Annotated in this window: 15 protein-coding genes; 13 read left to right on the forward strand and 2 right to left on the reverse strand. The window is 58.6% G+C overall.

Translation table 11 applies throughout. The features are described 5' to 3' along the window. Positions 1 to 72: 72 nt before the first annotated feature. From JNX03_RS01035 to JNX03_RS01095, 13 genes are all read left to right on the forward strand, one after another. A complete protein-coding gene (locus JNX03_RS01035; protein ID WP_203210636.1) occupies positions 73 to 1269 on the forward strand; it encodes a substrate-binding domain-containing protein in 1197 nt (398 codons plus the stop codon). Between the two features lie 54 nt (positions 1270 to 1323). Continuing rightward, positions 1324 to 2091: an ABC transporter ATP-binding protein gene (locus tag JNX03_RS01040; RefSeq protein ID WP_203210637.1), complete on the forward strand. Its 768-nt coding sequence runs from the start codon at positions 1324 to 1326 to the stop codon at positions 2089 to 2091. Beyond that, positions 2088 to 2792, forward strand: coding sequence for an ABC transporter ATP-binding protein (locus JNX03_RS01045; RefSeq protein ID WP_203210638.1), 705 nt, complete (start codon positions 2088 to 2090; stop codon positions 2790 to 2792). The genes JNX03_RS01040 and JNX03_RS01045 overlap by 4 nt, the downstream gene beginning before the upstream one ends. A 9-nt stretch (positions 2793 to 2801) precedes the next feature. Further along, on the forward strand, positions 2802 to 3794 hold the full coding sequence (locus tag JNX03_RS01050; RefSeq protein WP_025046718.1) for a branched-chain amino acid ABC transporter permease: 993 nt from the start codon (positions 2802 to 2804) through the stop codon (positions 3792 to 3794). A gap of 1 nt (position 3795) precedes the next feature. Continuing rightward, complete coding sequence (locus tag JNX03_RS01055; protein WP_203210639.1) at positions 3796 to 4878, forward strand: branched-chain amino acid ABC transporter permease; 1083 nt, start codon at positions 3796 to 3798, stop codon at positions 4876 to 4878. Further along, a complete protein-coding gene (locus JNX03_RS01060; protein WP_231024110.1) occupies positions 4875 to 5741 on the forward strand; it encodes an alpha/beta fold hydrolase in 867 nt (288 codons plus the stop codon). Before JNX03_RS01055 ends, JNX03_RS01060 begins: the two co-directional genes overlap by 4 nt. A 135-nt stretch (positions 5742 to 5876) precedes the next feature. Then, positions 5877 to 8084 carry a NosR/NirI family protein gene (locus JNX03_RS01065; protein ID WP_231024111.1) on the forward strand — a complete coding sequence of 736 codons (2208 nt, stop codon included), beginning with the start codon at positions 5877 to 5879 and terminating at the stop codon, positions 8082 to 8084. A 72-nt stretch (positions 8085 to 8156) separates the two neighbouring features. Then, the gene (nosZ, locus tag JNX03_RS01070) at positions 8157 to 10073 is read left to right on the forward strand and encodes a TAT-dependent nitrous-oxide reductase (protein ID WP_203210640.1); all 1917 of its coding nucleotides are present in this window, start codon (positions 8157 to 8159) and stop codon (positions 10071 to 10073) included. 11 nt (positions 10074 to 10084) lie between these two features. Beyond that, the gene (locus JNX03_RS01075) at positions 10085 to 11350 is read left to right on the forward strand and encodes a nitrous oxide reductase family maturation protein NosD (RefSeq protein ID WP_203210641.1); all 1266 of its coding nucleotides are present in this window, start codon (positions 10085 to 10087) and stop codon (positions 11348 to 11350) included. Next, positions 11347 to 12249: an ABC transporter ATP-binding protein gene (locus JNX03_RS01080; RefSeq protein ID WP_203210642.1), complete on the forward strand. Its 903-nt coding sequence runs from the start codon at positions 11347 to 11349 to the stop codon at positions 12247 to 12249. The genes JNX03_RS01075 and JNX03_RS01080 overlap by 4 nt, the downstream gene beginning before the upstream one ends. Continuing rightward, positions 12246 to 13076, forward strand: coding sequence for an ABC transporter permease (locus JNX03_RS01085; protein ID WP_203210643.1), 831 nt, complete (start codon positions 12246 to 12248; stop codon positions 13074 to 13076). The genes JNX03_RS01080 and JNX03_RS01085 overlap by 4 nt, the downstream gene beginning before the upstream one ends. Continuing rightward, positions 13073 to 13600, forward strand: coding sequence for a nitrous oxide reductase accessory protein NosL (locus JNX03_RS01090; protein ID WP_203210644.1), 528 nt, complete (start codon positions 13073 to 13075; stop codon positions 13598 to 13600). Before JNX03_RS01085 ends, JNX03_RS01090 begins: the two co-directional genes overlap by 4 nt. A gap of 18 nt (positions 13601 to 13618) precedes the next feature. Then, the gene (locus JNX03_RS01095) at positions 13619 to 14572 is read left to right on the forward strand and encodes an FAD:protein FMN transferase (protein ID WP_203210645.1); all 954 of its coding nucleotides are present in this window, start codon (positions 13619 to 13621) and stop codon (positions 14570 to 14572) included. 3 nt (positions 14573 to 14575) lie between these two features. On the opposite strand, the gene JNX03_RS01100 is transcribed toward JNX03_RS01095, so the two are convergent. Together JNX03_RS01100 and katG are read right to left on the reverse strand one after the other, a co-directional pair. After that, on the reverse strand, positions 14576 to 16621 hold the full coding sequence (locus JNX03_RS01100; protein WP_203210646.1) for an NADH:flavin oxidoreductase: 2046 nt from the start codon (positions 16619 to 16621) through the stop codon (positions 14576 to 14578). Between the two features lie 146 nt (positions 16622 to 16767). Next, positions 16768 to 18993 (reverse strand): catalase/peroxidase HPI, encoded by a 2226-nt coding sequence (gene katG / locus JNX03_RS01105; RefSeq protein WP_203210647.1) that lies wholly within the window; start codon positions 18991 to 18993, stop codon positions 16768 to 16770. Positions 18994 to 18998: the final 5 nt, after the last annotated feature.

Raw genomic sequence — 18998 nt, forward strand, 5'->3', positions numbered from 1 at the left:
CCTACAGAAGTAAGGGACCGATCAGACGGGCGCAATGCCCGGCTGTGCCAGGTTGCTGTAGGGAGAGAAAGAATGAAATTATTCACACGGCGGCTTGGGGCCGCCTTGTTTGGTCTGGCCATCGCGACCACTGCGCAGGCCGAAGATCCGGTCAAGATCGCGCTGGTACACGGCATATCGGGGCACTCGTTCGAGGTGTTCTCAAAGCAGGCTCAAACCGGGTTTGAGCTGGGCATCGAATATGCAACGGGCGGCACCAATATGATCAAGGGCCACCCGATCGAGATCATTCACAAGGACACGCAGTTCAAACCGGATGTGGCCCGCGCCGTTCTGGCCGAGGCTTACGGTGACGATGAGGTCTTGCTCGCCGTTGGGGCGACATCCTCTGGCGTGACCAAGGGATTGCTGCCGATTGCCGAGGAATATGAGCGTATCTTGATCATTGAACCGGCCGTTGCCGACAGCCTGACCGGGCCGGACAGCAACCGCTATGTGTTCAAGACATCACGCAACTCGTCGATGGACATGCAGGCGCAGGCTTTGGCCTTGGCACCGGATGAGAACCTTTTTGTGGCGACCTTGGCCGAAGACTATGCTTTTGGCCGTGATGGCATTGCCGCGTTCAAGGCGGCGCTGGATGGCTCTGGTGCCACCATCGTGACCGAGGAATACACACCACAGGGCACCACGGATTTCACCGCTGCAACGGAACGGATGTTCAACGCGCTGAAGGACAAGGAAGGCCGCAAGGTTATCCTGATCTATGTGGCGGGCGGCGGCGACCCGATGGGCAAAATTCTGGCCATGCAGCCGGAACGCCACGGCATCGAGATCTCCACTGGCGGTCACATCCTGCCGGTACTGCCGACCTACAAACGCGCGCCGGGCATGGAAGGGGCGATCTACTATTACTACGAAATGCCCAAGAATCCGGTCAACGAATGGCTTGTGAAAACCCATCAGGAACGTTTCGACGGCCCGCCTGATTTCTTTACCGCCGGCGGGATGGCCGCAGCGCTGGCCGTGGTCAAGGCGCTGGAGACAGCCGAAGACTGGGAAACCGAAGCGCTGATCACCGCGATGGAAGGCATGAGCTGGGAAACCCCCAAGGGCACAATGACCTTCCGCCCCGAAGACCATCAGGCGCTGCAATCCATGTATCACTTCAAAATCCGTGTGGATGATGATGTGGCATGGGCGATCCCTGATCTGGTGCGGGAAATCACCGCCGAAGAGATGGACATCCCCATCGGGCGCAACAATTAAACCCAATGCATCCGGCCCCTTATACAGGGGCCGGACAGCCACCGGACAAAATTCATGACAATGCAACCTTCCTTGGAAACGCGCGATCTGACGATCCGCTTTGGCGGCCATGTGGCCGTGAACGCGGTCTCATGCGCCTTTCATCCCGGCGAATTGACCGTGATTGTCGGCCCAAACGGCGCGGGCAAGACGACCTATTTCAACCTGATCTCGGGGCAACTGGCGGCCACGCGAGGGCAAGTGATGAAATCCGGCACCGACCTCACGCGCATGTCCCCTTCTGCACGGGCGCAGCGCGGCATTGGCCGGGCGTTCCAACTGACCAATCTGTTCCCTCAATTGTCGGTCCTTGAAAACATCCGCCTTGCGGTGCAGGCCCGCTCCGGCGACGGCTGGCGGATGCTGCGGCAGGTGGCGGGCCTGAGACATCTCGAAGAACAAGCCGAGCATTACCTTGAAGCCGCCAAGCTGAGCGGGGTCGCGCATTTGCCAGCGTCGGCCTTGCCCCATGGCGATCAGCGCAAGCTGGAGGTGGCGCTTTTGATGGCGATGGAGCCGGATATCTATATGTTTGATGAACCCACCGCGGGCATGTCATTGGACCACGCGCCGGACGTGTTGGATCTGATTGCAGGCATCAAGAATGACACCACCAAAACCGTTCTGCTGGTGGAGCATAAGATGGACGTGGTGCGCAGCCTCGCCGACCGGATCATCGTTCTGCACAATGGAGAGCTGCTTGCGGATGGGGCACCGGATGCTGTGATGTCCAGCGATATCGTGCGCGATGTCTACCTTGGCAAATCGGCGGTGCCCGCATGAGCCTTCTGACCCTCAATGCGATGAAAACCAACATCGGCCAATATGCGGTTTTGCATGATGTGACCCTTGATGTGCCCGAAGGTGGCGTGTTTGTCCTCTTGGGCCGCAATGGTGCGGGTAAAACAACCACGCTGCGCTCGATCATGGGCTTGTGGCAACCTTCACCGGGGTCGGTGCTGTTCAATGGCAAAGATATCACCGCGATGCACACGGCAGACATCGCCCGGTTGGATATCGCCTTTGTCCCTGAAAATATGGGTGTTTTTGGAGGCCTGACCGTTGAGGAAAACCTGATCCTTGCCACCGCCAAAGGCCGGTTTGATCCTGCCCGTCTGAAACGGATTTATGAGCTGTTCCCCGCGCTTGAGACCTTTTGGACCAAACAGGCGTGGTCGCTGTCAGGGGGGCAGAAACAAATGCTGGCCGTGGCCCGCGCCATTATCGAACCGCGTGCGCTGATCCTGATTGACGAGCCGACCAAGGGGCTGGCGCCCGCGATTGTGGATGCGATGGCCGATGCCTTTCGCGAGATCGCGCAGAACACGACAATCCTGCTGGTCGAACAGAACTTTGAATTTGCCAAATCGCTGGGCCGCGACATGGCGGTGATTGACGACGGCCGGATTGCCCACAGCGGCACGATGGCCGATTTCGCCGCAGATACGGCGCTGCAAGACCGGCTGTTGAGCCTGTCAGCCTGAGGAAGAATGATGCAACAGATAAACGATTTTGCAGGCCGGTTGGGCGGGGTGTACCTCTTGCCGGTTGTGGTGGCGGCGCTGGCCTTTGTGATGATCGGGGCGCCGTCGTCTTGGGTGACGCTCACGGTGGCCGGATTGGCGATGGGGATGATGATTTTCCTGATGGCCTCGGGCTTGTCGCTGGTGTTTGGCCTGATGGATGTGCTCAATTTCGGTCATTCGGCTTTTGTCAGCTTTGGCGCGTTTATCGCGGCCAGCGTGCTGGCCTGGCTTTCTGGCTGGCTTGAGGCAGATGCGGTCTCGCTCAACATTGCTGCGTTGTTTCTGGCCTTTGGTGCGGCGATCCTTTTTGGGCTGGTGGCCGGATGGTTCTTTGAAACTGTAATCGTCAAACCTGTCTACAAGGACCACCTGCGCCAGATCCTGATCACCATGGGGGCACTTATTGTGGCCGAGCAGATGATCCTTGCGATCTGGGGTGGCACGCCGGTGTCTGTGCCACGCCCTGAGTTTTTGGAAGGATCGCTGTTGATCGGGGATATCACGATCGAGATTTACCGGATCTTCGCCTTTCTTCTGGGGCTGGGGGTCTATGCCGCGCTGTATCTGACGTTGAACCGGACGCGCATTGGTTTGCTCATCCGTGCCGGGGTGGAAAACCGTGAAATGGTGGAGGCGCTGGGCTTTCGCGTGGACCGGCTGTTTGTGGCGGTGTTCATGCTTGGCTCTGCCCTTGCGGCCCTGGGCGGCGCGATGTGGGCGGGCTATGAGACCTTGATCACACCTGCGCTGGGCGCCGAGATGATGATCGTCGTCTTCATCGTGGTGATCATTGGCGGGCTCGGGTCGATCCAGGGAACGTTGCTGGGCGCGATCATGGTCGGGCTGATGGCCAACTACATCGGGTATCTTGCGCCCAAGCTGGCGTTGGCGTCGAACATGATCCTGATGGTGGCGATCCTTCTGTGGCGGCCCAATGGCCTCAAACCGGCGGTGAAGTAAGATGAACGCGTTGTCTCAAACCACCACCAGCGGCACCAAGGCCGTGAAAGCCGCCGTTTTGTTGATCTTTGCCCTGCTGCTGTTTGCACCTTTCCTGTTTCAGGATGTGCGGGCGCTGGAAGTTGCGGCGCGGGTCTGTGTGTTTATCGTTCTGGTGGCAAGCTACGACCTGCTGATCGGGTATACCGGGATCGTCAGCTTTGCCCATACGATGTTTTTTGGCTTTGGCGCTTATGGCGCTGCGATCAGCCTCAAACAGATGGGGCCGGGTTGGGATGCCGTTCTTGTCGGTGCCTTGGCCGGGATGGCGGTCTCGCTGATTGTGGCGGTAGCGATTGGCCTGCTGTCCCTGCGGGTCAAGGCGATCTTCTTTGCGATGATCACCCTTGCCACGGCCAGTGTGGCGCTGGTTCTGGCCTCACAGCTGAGCGATTTTACCGGTGGCGAAGATGGCATCACCTACCGCGCACCGGCGTTGTTCAAGACCGCGACCAAGCTGATGCTGGATGAAAACGGCAAGGTGCTGCGGGTCTTCGGCGTCAAAATCAATGGCAAGCTGGCGGCTTATTACTTTGTGTTTTTCACCTGCCTCGCCCTGTTTGTGATGATGCTGCGCATGGTTGGATCGCCGCTTGGGACGGTCCTGAAAGCGATCCGGGAGAACGAGGCGCGGGCTGAGGCGATTGGCTACCGTGTGGTCAGTTACCGGACCTTCGTGTTTTGCATCGCGGCGCTGGTGGCCTCGCTGGCGGGTACGATCTACGCGATCTGGCTCAAATACACCGGACCGGACACCGCGCTGAGCTTTGCGATCATGATCGACATCCTGTTGATGGTGGTGATCGGCGGCATGGGCACAATGTGGGGCGCGGTGATCGGCGCGACGATGCTGGTGTTGGCGCAATATTACCTGCGCGATCTGATGGGGGCGGCGGCCAAGGCCACGGTGGATATTCCGGTCCTGCCGCATGTGCTGGACCCTGATCGCTGGCTGTTCTGGCTGGGCATCATCTTTATCCTGCTGGTCTATTTCTTCCCCAAAGGGATTGCGGGCACGGTGTTGGCCAAAGGGGCCCCTCGGTGAGCCAGAGGGCACAGCCGCGCCATGCATTCTTTGCTGTGCTGGGGCATGAGGTGCATGTCACGGAATGGGGCGACCGATCCGCGCCGCCGCTGGTGATGTGGCATGGGCTGGCCCGCACGAGCCGCGATTTTGATGAACTGGCGGCAGGATTTGCCGCTGATCATTTTGTCATTTGTCCCGACACCATTGGCCGTGGGCAATCCAGCTGGTCGGAAAACCCTGAAGCGGAGTATTCAATCAAACACTACGCCCGGATCGCATTGGGCGTGATGGACCACTACGGAATGGCCAAGGCCGGATGGTTCGGCACCTCCATGGGCGGATTGATCGGGATGCGCATCGCGTCCGGCCCGATGGCGGATCGGCTTCGCTATCTGATCATCAACGATATCGGCCCGGAAGTGCCGCAACCGGCCATTGACCGGATATTGGCCTATGCCGCGGATCTTCCCAGCTTTGCCACCGTGTCAGAGGGCGAAGCATGGCTCAGGACCACCTACGCCCCCTTTGGTGCGGCGGAAGATCCGTTTTGGCAGCGCATGGCCATGACATCTCTCAGGCGGATGGGCAACGGCAGGCTGACCCTGCACTATGACCCCAAGATCGTTGTGCAATTCACTGCCTCGGCCGAAGAGTTGCTGTCTTGGGAACGCTATGACCGGATTGGGGTGCCCATGCATGTCTTTCAGGGCGCAAACTCCGACATTCTGTCACCGCAGATCTTGCAGCGCATGTGCGCCAGCGGCCCTCGCCCGACATCAACCACGATGCAAGGATGCGGCCATGCGCCCAGCCTTTCCCTGCCCGGTGATGTAGGTTTTGTCCGCGAGGTTGTGGCGAGATTGCAGACCCGCTGCGGCTAGGGGCGGGGCCCCTTAAACCTGCAAGACTTTTCCTGTTTCGGTCTTGATATGGATCAACGTGACCGCCCGGCAAAGCCGTTAGACCCGCATTGAACAAATGCGGCTGCGGTGCCGACGGAACAAAGGATCAATGACATGGCAAGCTGTAGACACTGGGGGAACGCGATCTTGGGTTTGATCGGCTATGCCTTGGTCTGTGTGATGCTGCTTTCTGGTGCGGCACAGAGTGAACCGATTGTCGAAAAGTTCATTGGCAAGGTACCCGTGGGTGAATTGGTGCCGGGCGCCGATGCCTACGGAAAAATGCACGCGGATCTGCCAGTTTTACCCGCGCAAAAAGACGGTAAAACAATCGGTTATGTCTTCCTGACCTCGGATTTCGTGACGACGACCGGCTATTCGGGTAAGCCCATTCATGTGCTGATGGGGGTGGATCAGGACGCCAAGGTGACGGGGGTGAACCTTGTCAAACATTCCGAACCCATTGTTCTGATCGGCATTCCGAACTCCGAGATCAGGGCCGTCACCGAAAGCTATAAAGGCATGGATCTGACCGAAGAAGCAGCGAGCGGCGGCAGCGCGCATGAGCTCGATATCGTCTCGGGTGCCACGGTGACGATCATGGTTATCGACGATTCCATCGTGCGGGCAGGGATCAAAGTCGCACGGCAGCTTGGCCTTGGCGGGCTAGAACCGACTGTTCGCAACAGCGGTCCGCAAAAAACCATCAAGCGGCCCGATGCGGCAGAGGCACCTGTTTCCGATTGGCAAACTCTTGACGGGGATGGCTCCATCCGGACGCTGCGACTGGACGTAGGGCAGGTCAACCAAGCCTTCATCGACAGCGGCGATGCTCGCGCCATTGCACGGCCCGACAAGGGCGCACCTGAGGATACATTCATCGAGATGCACGTCGCTTTGGCCAGCGCACCGGAGATCGGGCGCACGCTTTTGGGCGATGATGAGTATGCCAACCTGCTAGAGTGGCTGGACGAAGGAGAAGAAGCGATCCTCGTGCTGGGCCGCGGCAAATATTCGTTCAAAGGCTCGGGCTATGTGCGGGGCGGTATTTTTGACCGCATACAACTGATCCAGCAGGACAATTCGGCACGGTTCTTTGACAGGCAGCAGCGCCGCCTTGGCCGGCTGGCCCCCGAAGATGCGCCCTCCTTTACAGAGCTGGACATCTTCAAGATACCTGCCGATGTCGAGTTTGATCCCGCAGAGCCATTTCGCCTGCAACTGCTGGTGCAGAGGGCCGTGGGGGCAATTGACAAGACCTTCATCACCTTCGATCTGGGCTACCGTCTGCCTGACCGCCATCTTGAAACCGTGACCCCCGCTGCGGCGCCGACAAACGGCGGATCGATTGCGGCCTCCAGCGATCCGGATGAGTTGAGCCACTTGTGGCTGCGCATCTGGGATCAAAAAAGGATCGAAGTGGCGCTGCTGGTCGCGGCCATCGGGGTGCTGACGGTGGTGTTCTTTTTCCAGATGCAGGTCACACGCAATGCGCGGTTTGCCTATTGGTTCCGCATCGGGTTCCTCAGCTTTACCCTGATCGTGCTGGGTTGGTATTCCAACGCGCAATTGTCGGTGGTGAACGTTCTGGCTTTTTTTGCGGCGGTGACGACAGATTTCTCATGGTCCGCATTCCTGATGGATCCGCTTGTCTTTATCCTTTGGTTCTCGGTGGCCGCGTCACTGTTGTTCTGGGGCAGGGGGGTGTTCTGTGGCTGGCTCTGCCCGTTTGGCGCATTGCAGGAGCTTTCAAACAAGATCGCACGGTTCTTCAAAGTGCCGCAGATCACCGTGCCCTGGGGCCTGCACGAACGGCTTTGGCCGATCAAATACATGATCTTTCTGGGGCTCTTTGGCCTGTCGCTCTATTCGCTTGAGATGGCCGAACGGTATGCCGAGGTCGAGCCGTTTAAGACCGCGATCATCCTGAAATTCCAACGCTCATGGCCCTATGTTCTGTTTGCTGTGGCACTGCTCGGGGCTGGGCTGTTTATCGAACGGTTCTATTGTCGCTATCTGTGCCCTCTTGGCGCGGCGCTGGCGATCCCGGGCCGGTTGCGGATGTTTGATTGGCTCAAAAGGTACAAGGAATGCGGCAGCCCCTGCCAGCGCTGTGCCAAGGAATGCATGGTGCAAGCCATTCATCCTGAAGGAAATATCAATCCCAACGAATGCCATCAGTGCCTGCACTGTCAGGTTTTATATCAAAGTGAAAAGGATTGTCCTGTCTGCATCAAGAAGGCCGTGCGCCGGGCGCGAGACAAGGCAAACCATCCAAATGCATTTGTTGTCCCAGATCAAAGACAGAAAGAATCGACCTAGGTACTCAGTCCTTAATGTTACCGAATCTCGGAAACATATTCAAGATTTAATATCTGAAAAAGGAAGAGAGATATGTCTGCTGAAGAAACCCGGAAAAAAGGCTTCTCGCGGCGCGGTGTGCTGACAGCGGGTGCCGCTGCTGCTGCCGGTGCCGGTCTGGCGTCCGGCTTCGTCCCTGGGTCTGCCAAGCCTGCTGCGGCGGCTGGTGCGTCCAAAGTGAACCTCGCCCCCGGTGAGTTGGACCCCTATTACGGTTTTTGGTCGTCCGGCCAAACCGGTGAAGTGCGCATTCTCGGCTTTCCTTCCATGCGCGAGCTGATGCGTATTCCGGTGTTCAACCGTTGCTCGGCCACCGGATGGGGCCAGACCAACGAAAGTCTGAAAATCCTGACCGAAGGCCTGATGCCCGAAACCAAGGAATTTCTTGCCGCCAAAGGCATGAAAACCTACGACAACGGCGATTTGCACCACCCGCATATGTCCTTCACCGATGGCACCTATGATGGCCGCTATCTGTTTGCCAACGACAAGGCCAACACCCGCGTGGCGCGTATCCGTTGTGATGTGATGAAATGCGACAAGATCATCGAAATCCCGAACGCCCAAGACATCCACGGCATGCGTCCGCAGAAATACCCGCGCACCGGTTACGTCTTTGCCAACGGTGAACACGAAGTGCCGCTGGTCAATGATGGCCAGATCCTGAACGAGCCTGAAAAATACGTGAATATCTTCACCGCCATTGATGGTGACGAGATGAAAGTGGCCTGGCAGGTGATCGTCAGCGGCAACCTTGATAACACCGATTGTGACTATCAGGGCAAATACGCCTTCTCGACCAGCTACAACTCTGAAATGGGTATGACCCTTGCCGATATGACCGAAGCAGAGATGGACCACGTGGTTGTATTCAACCTCAAAGCCATTGAAGAGGGCGTCAAGGCCGGTGACGTGCAGATGTTGAACGGTGTGCCTGTTGTCGATGGCCGCAAAGGTCAGAACAAGAAATACACCCGCTATATCCCGATCCCGAACAGCCCGCATGGCGTGAACACCGCACCGGACAAACGCCACGTGGTGATCAACGGTAAACTGTCCCCGACAGTGTCGATCATCGACGTTGAAAAACTGGATGCGCTGTTCGAAAGCGATATCGACCCACGGTCCTGTATCGTTGGCGAGCCAGAGCTGGGCCTTGGCCCGCTTCACACCGCCTATGACGGCAAAGGCAACGCCTTTACCACGCTGTTCCTCGACAGCCAGGTTGTGAAATGGAACATCGACAAAGCCATCCGCGCCTTTGCGGGCGAAGATGTCGATCCGATCATCTCCAAAGTGGACGTTCACTACCAGCCCGGCCACAACTCCACCTCGATGGGCGAAACATCTGAAGCGGATGGCGAATGGCTGATCTCGATGAACAAGTTCTCCAAGGACCGGTTCATCAACGTAGGCCCATTGAAGCCTGAGAACGAACAGCTGATCGACATTGCCTCGGGCGACGAGATGTCTGTTGTGCATGACGGCCCAACATTTGCCGAGCCACATGATTCCATCATCGTTCGCGCCGACATTGTGAAGCCTGTGAATGTCTGGGATCGTGCTGATCCGGTTTTTGCAGATGCGGTCAAGCAAGCCGCAGCTGACGGTGTGGATCTGGAATCCGACGATGTGGTGATCCGCGACGGCAACAAGGTGCGGGTCTATATGACCTCTGTCGCGCCGCAGTTCGGTCTTGAGGAATTCACTGTCAAGCAAGGCGATGAAGTCACCGTTTACGTGACCAACCTTGATGATGTGGATGACGTGACCCACGGCTTCTGCCTCTCCAACCACGGCATCGCGATGGAAGTTGCGCCACAAGCAACCTCTTCGGTGACCTTCGTGGCCAACCGTCCGGGCGTGCACTGGTTCTATTGCCAGTGGTTCTGCCACGCGCTGCACATGGAAATGCGCGGCCGGATGTTTGTTGAACCTCGAGCAACTTAAGGCAAGCTGACATGAAGCGGATGGCCCTGACCTTTGCGAGCGTGCTCAGCCTAGCGCTGCCGGTGTCTGCCCTTGCGGCAGATATCCCGGTGGCACCGGGGCAGGGCAGCTTGGCCGGGGCCATCCGAACCGCTGACGCCGGCGACCGTCTGATCTTGCAGGCTGGCACCTATGGCGGTGGCGTAACTTTGGGAAAAACACTCTCCATCATTGGACAGAACGGATCAGAGGTGATCGGCCCAGACGCAGGATCGGTGATCACCGTCGATGCGCCTGATGTGACCATTGCGGGCCTGACCATTCGTGGCTCCGGATCGGACCACCAGAATATCGACAGCGGCGTGCAGCTGACCAAAAAGGCCAAGGGCGCACAGATCACGGACAACCGGTTCGAGGGCAATCTTTACGGCGTGGATGTGCATGGCGCCAAGAACGCGCTGGTCGAGAACAACACAATCATTGGCCGCCGCGACCGCTTGATGAACCGCCGCGGCAATGGCATCTATATCTGGAATGCGCCGGGCACCAAGGTGGTCAGCAATTCCGTTCGCTATGGGCGGGACGGTATTTTTGTGAACTCCAGCCGCAAAAACGTGTTCTCGAACAACCGCTTCGAGGATCTACGCTTTGCGGTGCATTACATGTATGCGGACAACACCGAAGTGTCCGGCAACATTTCGATCGGCAATCACCTCGGCTTTGCCATCATGTTCAGCACACGGGTCAAGGTGATCGGCAACACCTCTATCCGTGACCGCGACCACGGCATCATGCTGAACTACGCCAATTCATCGGTGATCAAGGACAACATCGTGCGAGAGGGCGGCGAAAAATGCCTTTTCATGTACAATGCCAACAAGAACAAACTGCTGAACAACACCTTCGAGAAATGTCAAATCGGCATTCATTTCACTGCTGGATCGGACCGCAATACCATTGCCGGAAACGCCTTTGTCGGCAGTAAGACCCAGGTCAAATATGTCGGTACCAAAGACCATGTCTGGACCGGCAACTACTGGAGCGATCACAGCGCCTATGATGTCAACGGCGACGGCATCGCGGATCAGGCGTTCCGCCCCAATGACGCGATGGATCACATCTTGTGGACACAGCCTTCGGCCAAACTGCTGCTGGGCAGTCCTGCGATCCAGTTGATCCGCTGGGCGCAGAAAGAGTTTCCCGCGCTTTTGCCCGGCGGTGTGGTTGATGACGCCCCCCTGATGAACCCGCCGCCGCAGCCGGCAGCCCCTCTCGTACAACAGGCCTCCCTCAGATGACCTCTTTGCTCAGTATCTCCAACGTTTCCATGTGCTTTGCCCACCGCGACGTCCTGTCAGATGTCTCCTTTGATGTGGCGCCGGGTGAACGGGTGGCCCTGCTGGGCCACAATGGCGCGGGTAAAACCACGCTCTTTCGCATCATTTTGGGTTTTTTGAGCCCCAGCGACGGACAGATCACCATCAATGGCGCGGCGCCCGGCACATCGGCGGCCCGCAATACGGTGTCCTACCTGCCAGAAAGCGTGTCTTTCCCCAAGCTTCTGACGGGCCGCGAAACAGTTGCCTTTTACGCCAAGCTGAAGGGCGTTGCGCCCGCTGCGGTGGATCAGGTTCTGGACGATGTGGACCTTACGGAGGCCGCAGATCAACGATGTGGCACTTATTCTAAAGGCATGCGCCAGCGGCTTGGCCTTGCGCAGGCGATGCTGGGCGATCCCAAACTGCTTTTGCTGGATGAACCAACCTCAGGTCTGGATCCTCTGGCGCGGCAACGGTTCTACCACCTGATCTCGAAAATGGCGGAACGCGGCACTGCGGTTTTGCTGTCCTCTCATGGTCTCAGCGAGATCGAAGCGCGCACCGACCGCGTCGCGATCCTGCGCAAAGGCAAGCTGGTGGCGGATGCGCCCCTGACCGATCTGCAACATTCGGCAAACCTGCCGCTGCGCATTCGGGTGCAAGCCGACACGGCGCATGTCGATAAAGTGCACCAGCAAATGGGCGGCCAGCGGATCAACGGCGCCACGGTCGAATTGGAATGCCGCTATCCCGAAAAAATGCAGCGCCTGACAGCCATCTCGGCCCTTGGCACGGTCGTACGGGATGTGGAGGTCTACCCACCCAGCCTTGATGACATTTACCGCCACTATTCGGCGGATACGGAGACAAGACAATGAGCGGCCTGATCGCCATCGCCCAGAACGAAGTGCGCATCGGTATGCGCAACAAATGGATCATGCTGGCAACGGCGATCCTGCTGGTGTTCGCGCTGTTGCTGGTTCTTCTTGGCTCTGGCCCCGCCACTTCTAGCAGCACGGACGGATTGACGATCATCTCCGCCAGCCTCGCGACACTTTCGGTCTATCTGGTGCCGTTGATCGCCCTGTTGCTGTCATTTGACGCGATTGCCGGGGAAATTGATCGCGGGACATTGCAACTGACCCTTGCCAGCCCGGTCAGCCGCGCCGCGGTGGTCATGGGAAAGTTTCTGGGTCATGTGATCGTTTTGTCCATTGCGGTATTGATCGGCTATGGCTTGGCGGGGGTCTGTGCCTTCTTCGCCATCGACAACGTGGCCTTGGCAGGTGTTCTGGATCTGGCGCGGGTGATTGGCACCAGTATTGCCCTGGGCGCCACATTCGTCGGCATCGGATATGTCGCCAGCGCCTGTGTGCGCCAGACCGGCACGGCTGCGGCCCTGGCCATTGCGATCTGGCTCTTTGCGGTGGTTCTGTATGATATGGCGCTGCTGGGCGGCTTGCTGGCCGATCCCGAAGGGATTTTTGCCACCGATCTGTTTCCTTACCTTCTTGTGGCCAATCCGGCAGATGCCTTTCGCCTGTTTAACCTGACCGCACTTGATGCTGCTGGCGCCAGCACCGGGTTTGCGGCGGGCGGTGACGTTCTGCCCTTCGCGCCTCAGCTTGCCATTGCCAGCCCGTTCATCTGGATCGTTGTGGCACTTGCACTGACTGTTGTGATGATGCGGAGGATCAAACCATGAGACAGCATTTGAAGCTGGCCGCCCTGGCGATCTGTGCCTGCGCTGCCCTTGCGGGATGCAAGGAAGAGCTAGCCGCCGAACGCCCCGTTGCCATCGCCATGACCGAAGAGGCGGTTGGCCATTATTGCAACATGACCATTCTGGAACACACCGGACCCAAGGCGCAGATCCATCTCAAGGGCATCGACCATCCGATCTGGTTCTCGCAGGTCCGCGACGCCATCGCCTTTACCCGCTTGCCCGAAGAAACGCAGGAGCCCGTGGCGATTTATGTCAATGACATGGGCCGCGCGGCAGATTGGGATTTTCCCGCAGACGACACTTGGATTGATCTCTACGAGGCGTTCTTTGTGATCGAAAGCACCCGCACCGGCAGCATGGGCGCGCCTGAGGCTGTGCCTTTCGGAACGCAGGCCGCCGCAAATGACTTTGCCCAGATCCACGGCGGCCGTGTGCTGCAACTTCACCAGATCCCCGATGACTATGTGCTGGGTCCGGTTGAACTGGGTTTTCAGGATTCTTAAGAAACAAGGACGCAGGCCATGACTGTTTCACGCCGCCGATTTATCGCGATCACCGCTGGTTTTGCATTGGTCTCAGGGCAGGCCAGTGCCGCCCAAGCCACGGCGGATTGGCAAGGCGTTGCATTGGGCGCTCGGGTGCAGTTGCGGCTTGTCGGGCTGGATCAGGACCATGCGGCACATCTGATTGAAATCACCCGCAATGAATTGTTGCGGTTGGAAAAACTTTTTAGCCTTTATCAACCCGGCAGTGCACTGTCGCAATTAAACGCCAAGGGGCGCTTGCAAGCGCCGCCGCCTGAAATGCTGGAACTTCTGGGGCAGGTCGGGGCGATCCACCGCGCCACGGATGGCCTTTTTGATCCCACCATTCAACCGCTCTGGACCGCCTATGCCAATGCCAACGGGACGCCCACACCGGACACAATTGCCTCCGCCCATGCCAAGATCGGCTGGGCAAAAGTTCGCATGGACACCGGGGAAATATCCTTTGACCAAGAGGGCATGCAACTGACCCTCAACGGCATCGCGCAGGGCTATATCACCGACCGCATCACCGCGTTGTTGCGCAGCAACGGTGTGAAAGATGCCGTGGTCGATATGGGCGAGATTTCGGCGATGGGGCATGGGCCGGACCAAAAGGCGTGGCGCGTCGGGCTGGCTGAGAAAAGTGATCAACCGGCGGCGCAGTCTATCCGGCTGAGCAATAAATCGGTGGCAACATCTGCCCCGCAGGGCATGACAATCGCCGGACGGGCCAGCCATATTCTTGATCCCCGAACAGGCAACCCCGCCCCGCAATATTGGAGCCGGATCAGCGTGATCCATCCATCCGCTGCGATAGCCGACGGGCTCTCGACCGCCGCGAGCCTGATGCAGGCAGATCAAATGCGTAGCTGTATCAAGGGCTTCGCCTGCGTTGATGTTATCGCGGCAGGGCCGGAAGGACGCCAGCTGCGGCTGCGCGTGACCTGACGTTCAGATATCTTTCACGAGCCGCAGCGCATCATAAATCGCCGCATGGGTGTTGCGGGCTGACACGGCATCACCAATCCGGAAGAGTTGAAACTGGCCCTCCGGGTTGGTCAGGATCCCCTGAGGCTGTCCCGCGATCAGTGCCTCATAATCCACCGCGCCGCCATTGGATGACTGCGGTTTGAGGTCGAAATAGAGATCATCCAGTGGCAGTGTACCGTAGTTCAGAACCACCTGATCATAGTCTTTCTCATAGGTGTGATCAGAGTAGTCGGTCCCGATGGTGGCCCGCATTTTGTTTCCCGCCGGGGCCACATCCACCAAGCGGCGCGTGACGGTAAAGGTCACATCCTTGTCCTGAAGGCTGCGCATATAGGGCACTAGGTTCATGCCCATCACCTCGGGGGCAAAGCTGCGATCGGGTGTCATGATCTCAACGGATGCACCGCTTTGTGCCGCAAGTTCAGCGGCTTGCAGGGCAGGGTGGTCACCGCTTTCATCATAGATCAGGATATGCCCGGCAGGTTTCACATCGCCCGAGATCAGATCCCAACTGGTGATCACATGCGGCGCCTCGCGCCCGGTCTCGAACAGTTCGGTGTTCGGCAGCCCGCCTGTGGCAACGATCACCACAGCGGGGTTCAGTGCAGTGACGTCTGCCGCCTCGGCCCATGTGTTGAAGTGGAAAGTCACATCCCGCGCCGCACATTGCGCCATGCGCCAATCGATGATGCCAATCATCTCGCGCCGCCGTGGCGATTGCGCGGTCAGTCGGATCTGCCCGCCGGGGTCTGCGGCGGCCTCAAACACCGTCACCTGATGACCGCGCATCGCGGCAACCCGGGCTGCTTCCAATCCGGCAGGGCCTGCCCCGATGATCACCACCTTGCGCGGCTGCGGCGCTGGGGCAATATCATGCGGCATGCTCAGCTCTCGTCCCGTGGCGGCATTGTGGATGCACAGGGCCTCGCCGGCCTGATATATCCGGTCCAAACAATAGGTTGCCCCGACACAGGGGCGAATGTCATCCTCGCGCCCTTCGGTGATTTTGCGCACGATATGTGGGTCCGCCATATGGGCGCGGGTCATGCCAACCATGTCCAAAAGGCCGGATGCCACCGCATGCCGCGCGGTGGCCACATCGGGAATGCGGGCGGCGTGAAAGGTTGGCATGCCGGTTGCCGCCTTGACCGATCCGGCAAAATCCAGATGCGGGGCAGATTGCATGCCTTGAACCGGGATAATGTCGGTCATCGCCGGATCGGTATGAATGCGCCCCCGGATCACATTGAGAAAATCCACCTGACCGCTGTTTGCCAGCCGCTTGGAAATCTCAAGGCCTTCTTCGGCAGAGATCCCGCCCGCCTGCGCCTCATCGGCGGTATAGCGCAGGCCCACGATGAATTCCGACCCGACGCGTTTGCGGATCGCCTCCAGCACATCCATCGGAAACCGCATCCGGTTTTCCAGGGTATCGGCGCCATAAGGCCCGGTCAGATCATTGGTCAGAGGCGACCAAAGCTGATCCAGAAGATGGCCGTAAACCTGCAATTCAATCCCATCCATGCCGCCGTCTCTCATCCGTTCTGCGGCATCGGCAAAATCTGTGATGATCCGGTCAATATCCCAATCTTCCAACAGCTTGGGAAAGGACCGGTGCGCCGGTTCGCGGTGTTTGGAGGACGACACAGAAGGCAGCCAATCGCCCTTGTTCCACCCCGTGCGCCGCCCCAGATGGGTCAGTTGGATCATCACCGCGCAGCCATGTTCATGCACCGCATCTGTCAGTTTGCGCACCCATGGCACCACGTCATCGCGGTAGGCCAGAATATTGTTGAACACTGGCGGGCTGTCCCGGCTTACAGTCGCGGATCCGGCGGTCATCGCCAGCGCAACACCGGCCTTGGCCCGCTCTGCATGATAGGCGGCATAGCGGTCCTTGGGCATGCCGTTTTCGGGATAGGCGGGCTCATGGGCCGTGGTCATGATCCGGTTTTTGAGCGTCAGGTGTTTGAGCTGAAAAGGCTGGAGCAGTGGATCTTTTGACATGGGCCTCACCATCGGATTGCGCGGGCCAGTATTGCGCCCGCATGGGCAAAGCTTAGCGTCCCTTTTGAACAATCGAAAAACAAAAAGCGGCGCTTCCATGAGCAGGAAACGCCGCTTTTCATTGGTATTGGGGCCTTGGCCGGGATTTAGGCCAGATCAAACCGATCCGCGTTCATCACCTTGGTCCATGCCGCGACGAAATCCGGGATAAAGGTATCCTTGGCATCCGCTGCGCCATACACCTCTGACAAGGCGCGCAATTGCGAGTTGGAACCAAAGATCAAATCGGTTCGCGTCGCGGTCCATTTGACCTCACCACTTGCGCGGTCACGCCCTTCAAACACCTCTTCCTTGTCGTCTACAGGTTTCCATTCGGTGCCCATGTCCAGAACGTTGACAAAGAAATCGGTTGTTAACGCACCGGGACGGTCGGTGAAGATGCCATGGGTTGAACCGCCTGCATTGGCACCAATCGCCCGCATCCCACCAACCAAAACGGTCATTTCGGGCGCGGTCAGGGTAAGCAGTTGCGCACGGTCCACCAACAGCTTTTCTGTTGGCACCGCATAATCCACCTTGAGATAGTTGCGGAACCCGTCTGCCTGCGGTTCCAGCACGTCAAAGCTTTCGGCATCGGTCTGATCGGCAGAGGCGTCCATGCGGCCCGGCGTAAACGGCACCTCGATGTCGTGGCCTGCCGCCTTGGCCGCCTGTTCGACCCCGACAGACCCGGCCAGCACGATCAGATCGGCAAGGGAGACTTTCTTGCCGGCAGCTGCAGATGCATTGAAGTCGGATTGGATCTGTTCCAGCGCATCCAGCGTTTTGGACAGCGTTGCCGGTTCGTTGACTTCCCAATCCTTCTGCGGGGCCAGACGGATACGGGCGCCATTCGCGCCGCCGCGTTTGTCAGAACCGCGGAAGGTCGCGGCAGAGGCCCATGCGGTCTTGACCAGATCGGCGGTGGACAGGCCAGTCTCGGCAATCTTACCCTTGAGGGCCGCGATGTCTGACGCATCCACCAACGGGTGATCGACGGCAGGGATGGGATCCTGCCAGATCAGATCTTCAGCCGGCACTTCCTTGCCCAGATAGCGGGCTTTTGGCCCCATATCGCGGTGGGTCAGCTTGAACCAGGCCCGCGCGTAGGCATCGGCAAACTCTTCGGGGTTTTCATGGTAATGCTTTGAAATTTTGGCGTATTCCGGATCAACCTTGAGTGCCAAATCGGCGGTGGTCATCATCGGTTGATACTTTTTCTCGCCGCTGGCCGCATCCGGCACGGTGCCCGCCATTGCATCGCCCTTGGGCTTCCACTGGTTGGCGCCTGCGGGGCTTTTGGTCAGCTCCCATTCGTTGTTCAGCAGAGTGTCGAAATAGCTCATATCCCAAGTGATCGGCGTCGGGGTCCATGCGCCTTCGATGCCGGAGGTTGTGGTATGCGCCGCCAGCCCGCTTTCAAATGTGTTGCGCCAGCCAAGACCCATCTCGTGGATCGGCGCTGCTTCCGGCTCTGCCCCCACGAGTGACGGATCGCCCGCGCCATGCGCCTTGCCAAAGGTGTGACCACCAGCAACCAATGCAACGGTTTCGGCATCATTCATCGCCATCCGCGCAAAGGTGTCGCGGATATCATGGGCTGAGGCCTGCGGATCGGGGTTGCCGTCCGGGCCTTCGGGGTTCACGTAGATCAGGCCCATCTGCACAGCGGCCAGCGGGTTTTCCAGATCGCGTTCGCCGGAATACCGGCTGCCGGGTTTGTCTGACGTGGCCAGCCATTCCTCTTCGGTTCCCCAGTAAATGTCTTCCTCAGGCTCCCAGATGTCCTCGCGGCCACCGGCAAAACCAAAGCACTCGAAACCCATGGTTTCCATGGCGACATTGCCGGTCAGTACAAACAAATCGGCCCAAGAGATCGCATTGCCGTATTTCTGTTTGATCGGCCACAGCAAACGGCGGGCCTTGTCGAGGTTGCCGTTGTCAGGCCAGGAATTCAGAGGCGCAAACCGTTGCGAGCCGGAAGAGGCGCCGCCGCGACCGTCGCCAGTGCGGTAAGTGCCGGCAGAGTGCCAGGTCATGCGCACGAACATCGGGCCGTAGTGACCATAATCGGCGGGCCACCAATCCTGCGAATCTGTCATCAGATCCGCCAGATCCTTTTTCAGCGCGTCCAGATCCAGAGATTTGAACGCTTCGGCATAGTTAAAGTCCTTGGCCATCGGATCAGACAGGGGGGTATTTTGATGCAAAATTCGCAGGTTAAGCTGATTGGGCCACCAGTCCCGGTTGGACCGGACGCTTTGTGTCGTATGCTTGGCCGCGCCGTGCATCACGGGGCATTTGCCACCTGTATCCATGTCATTGCCGTCCATTGGTC

The sequence above is a fragment of the Sulfitobacter mediterraneus genome (assembly GCF_016801775.1).
GTDB lineage: Bacteria > Pseudomonadota > Alphaproteobacteria > Rhodobacterales > Rhodobacteraceae > Sulfitobacter > Sulfitobacter mediterraneus_A.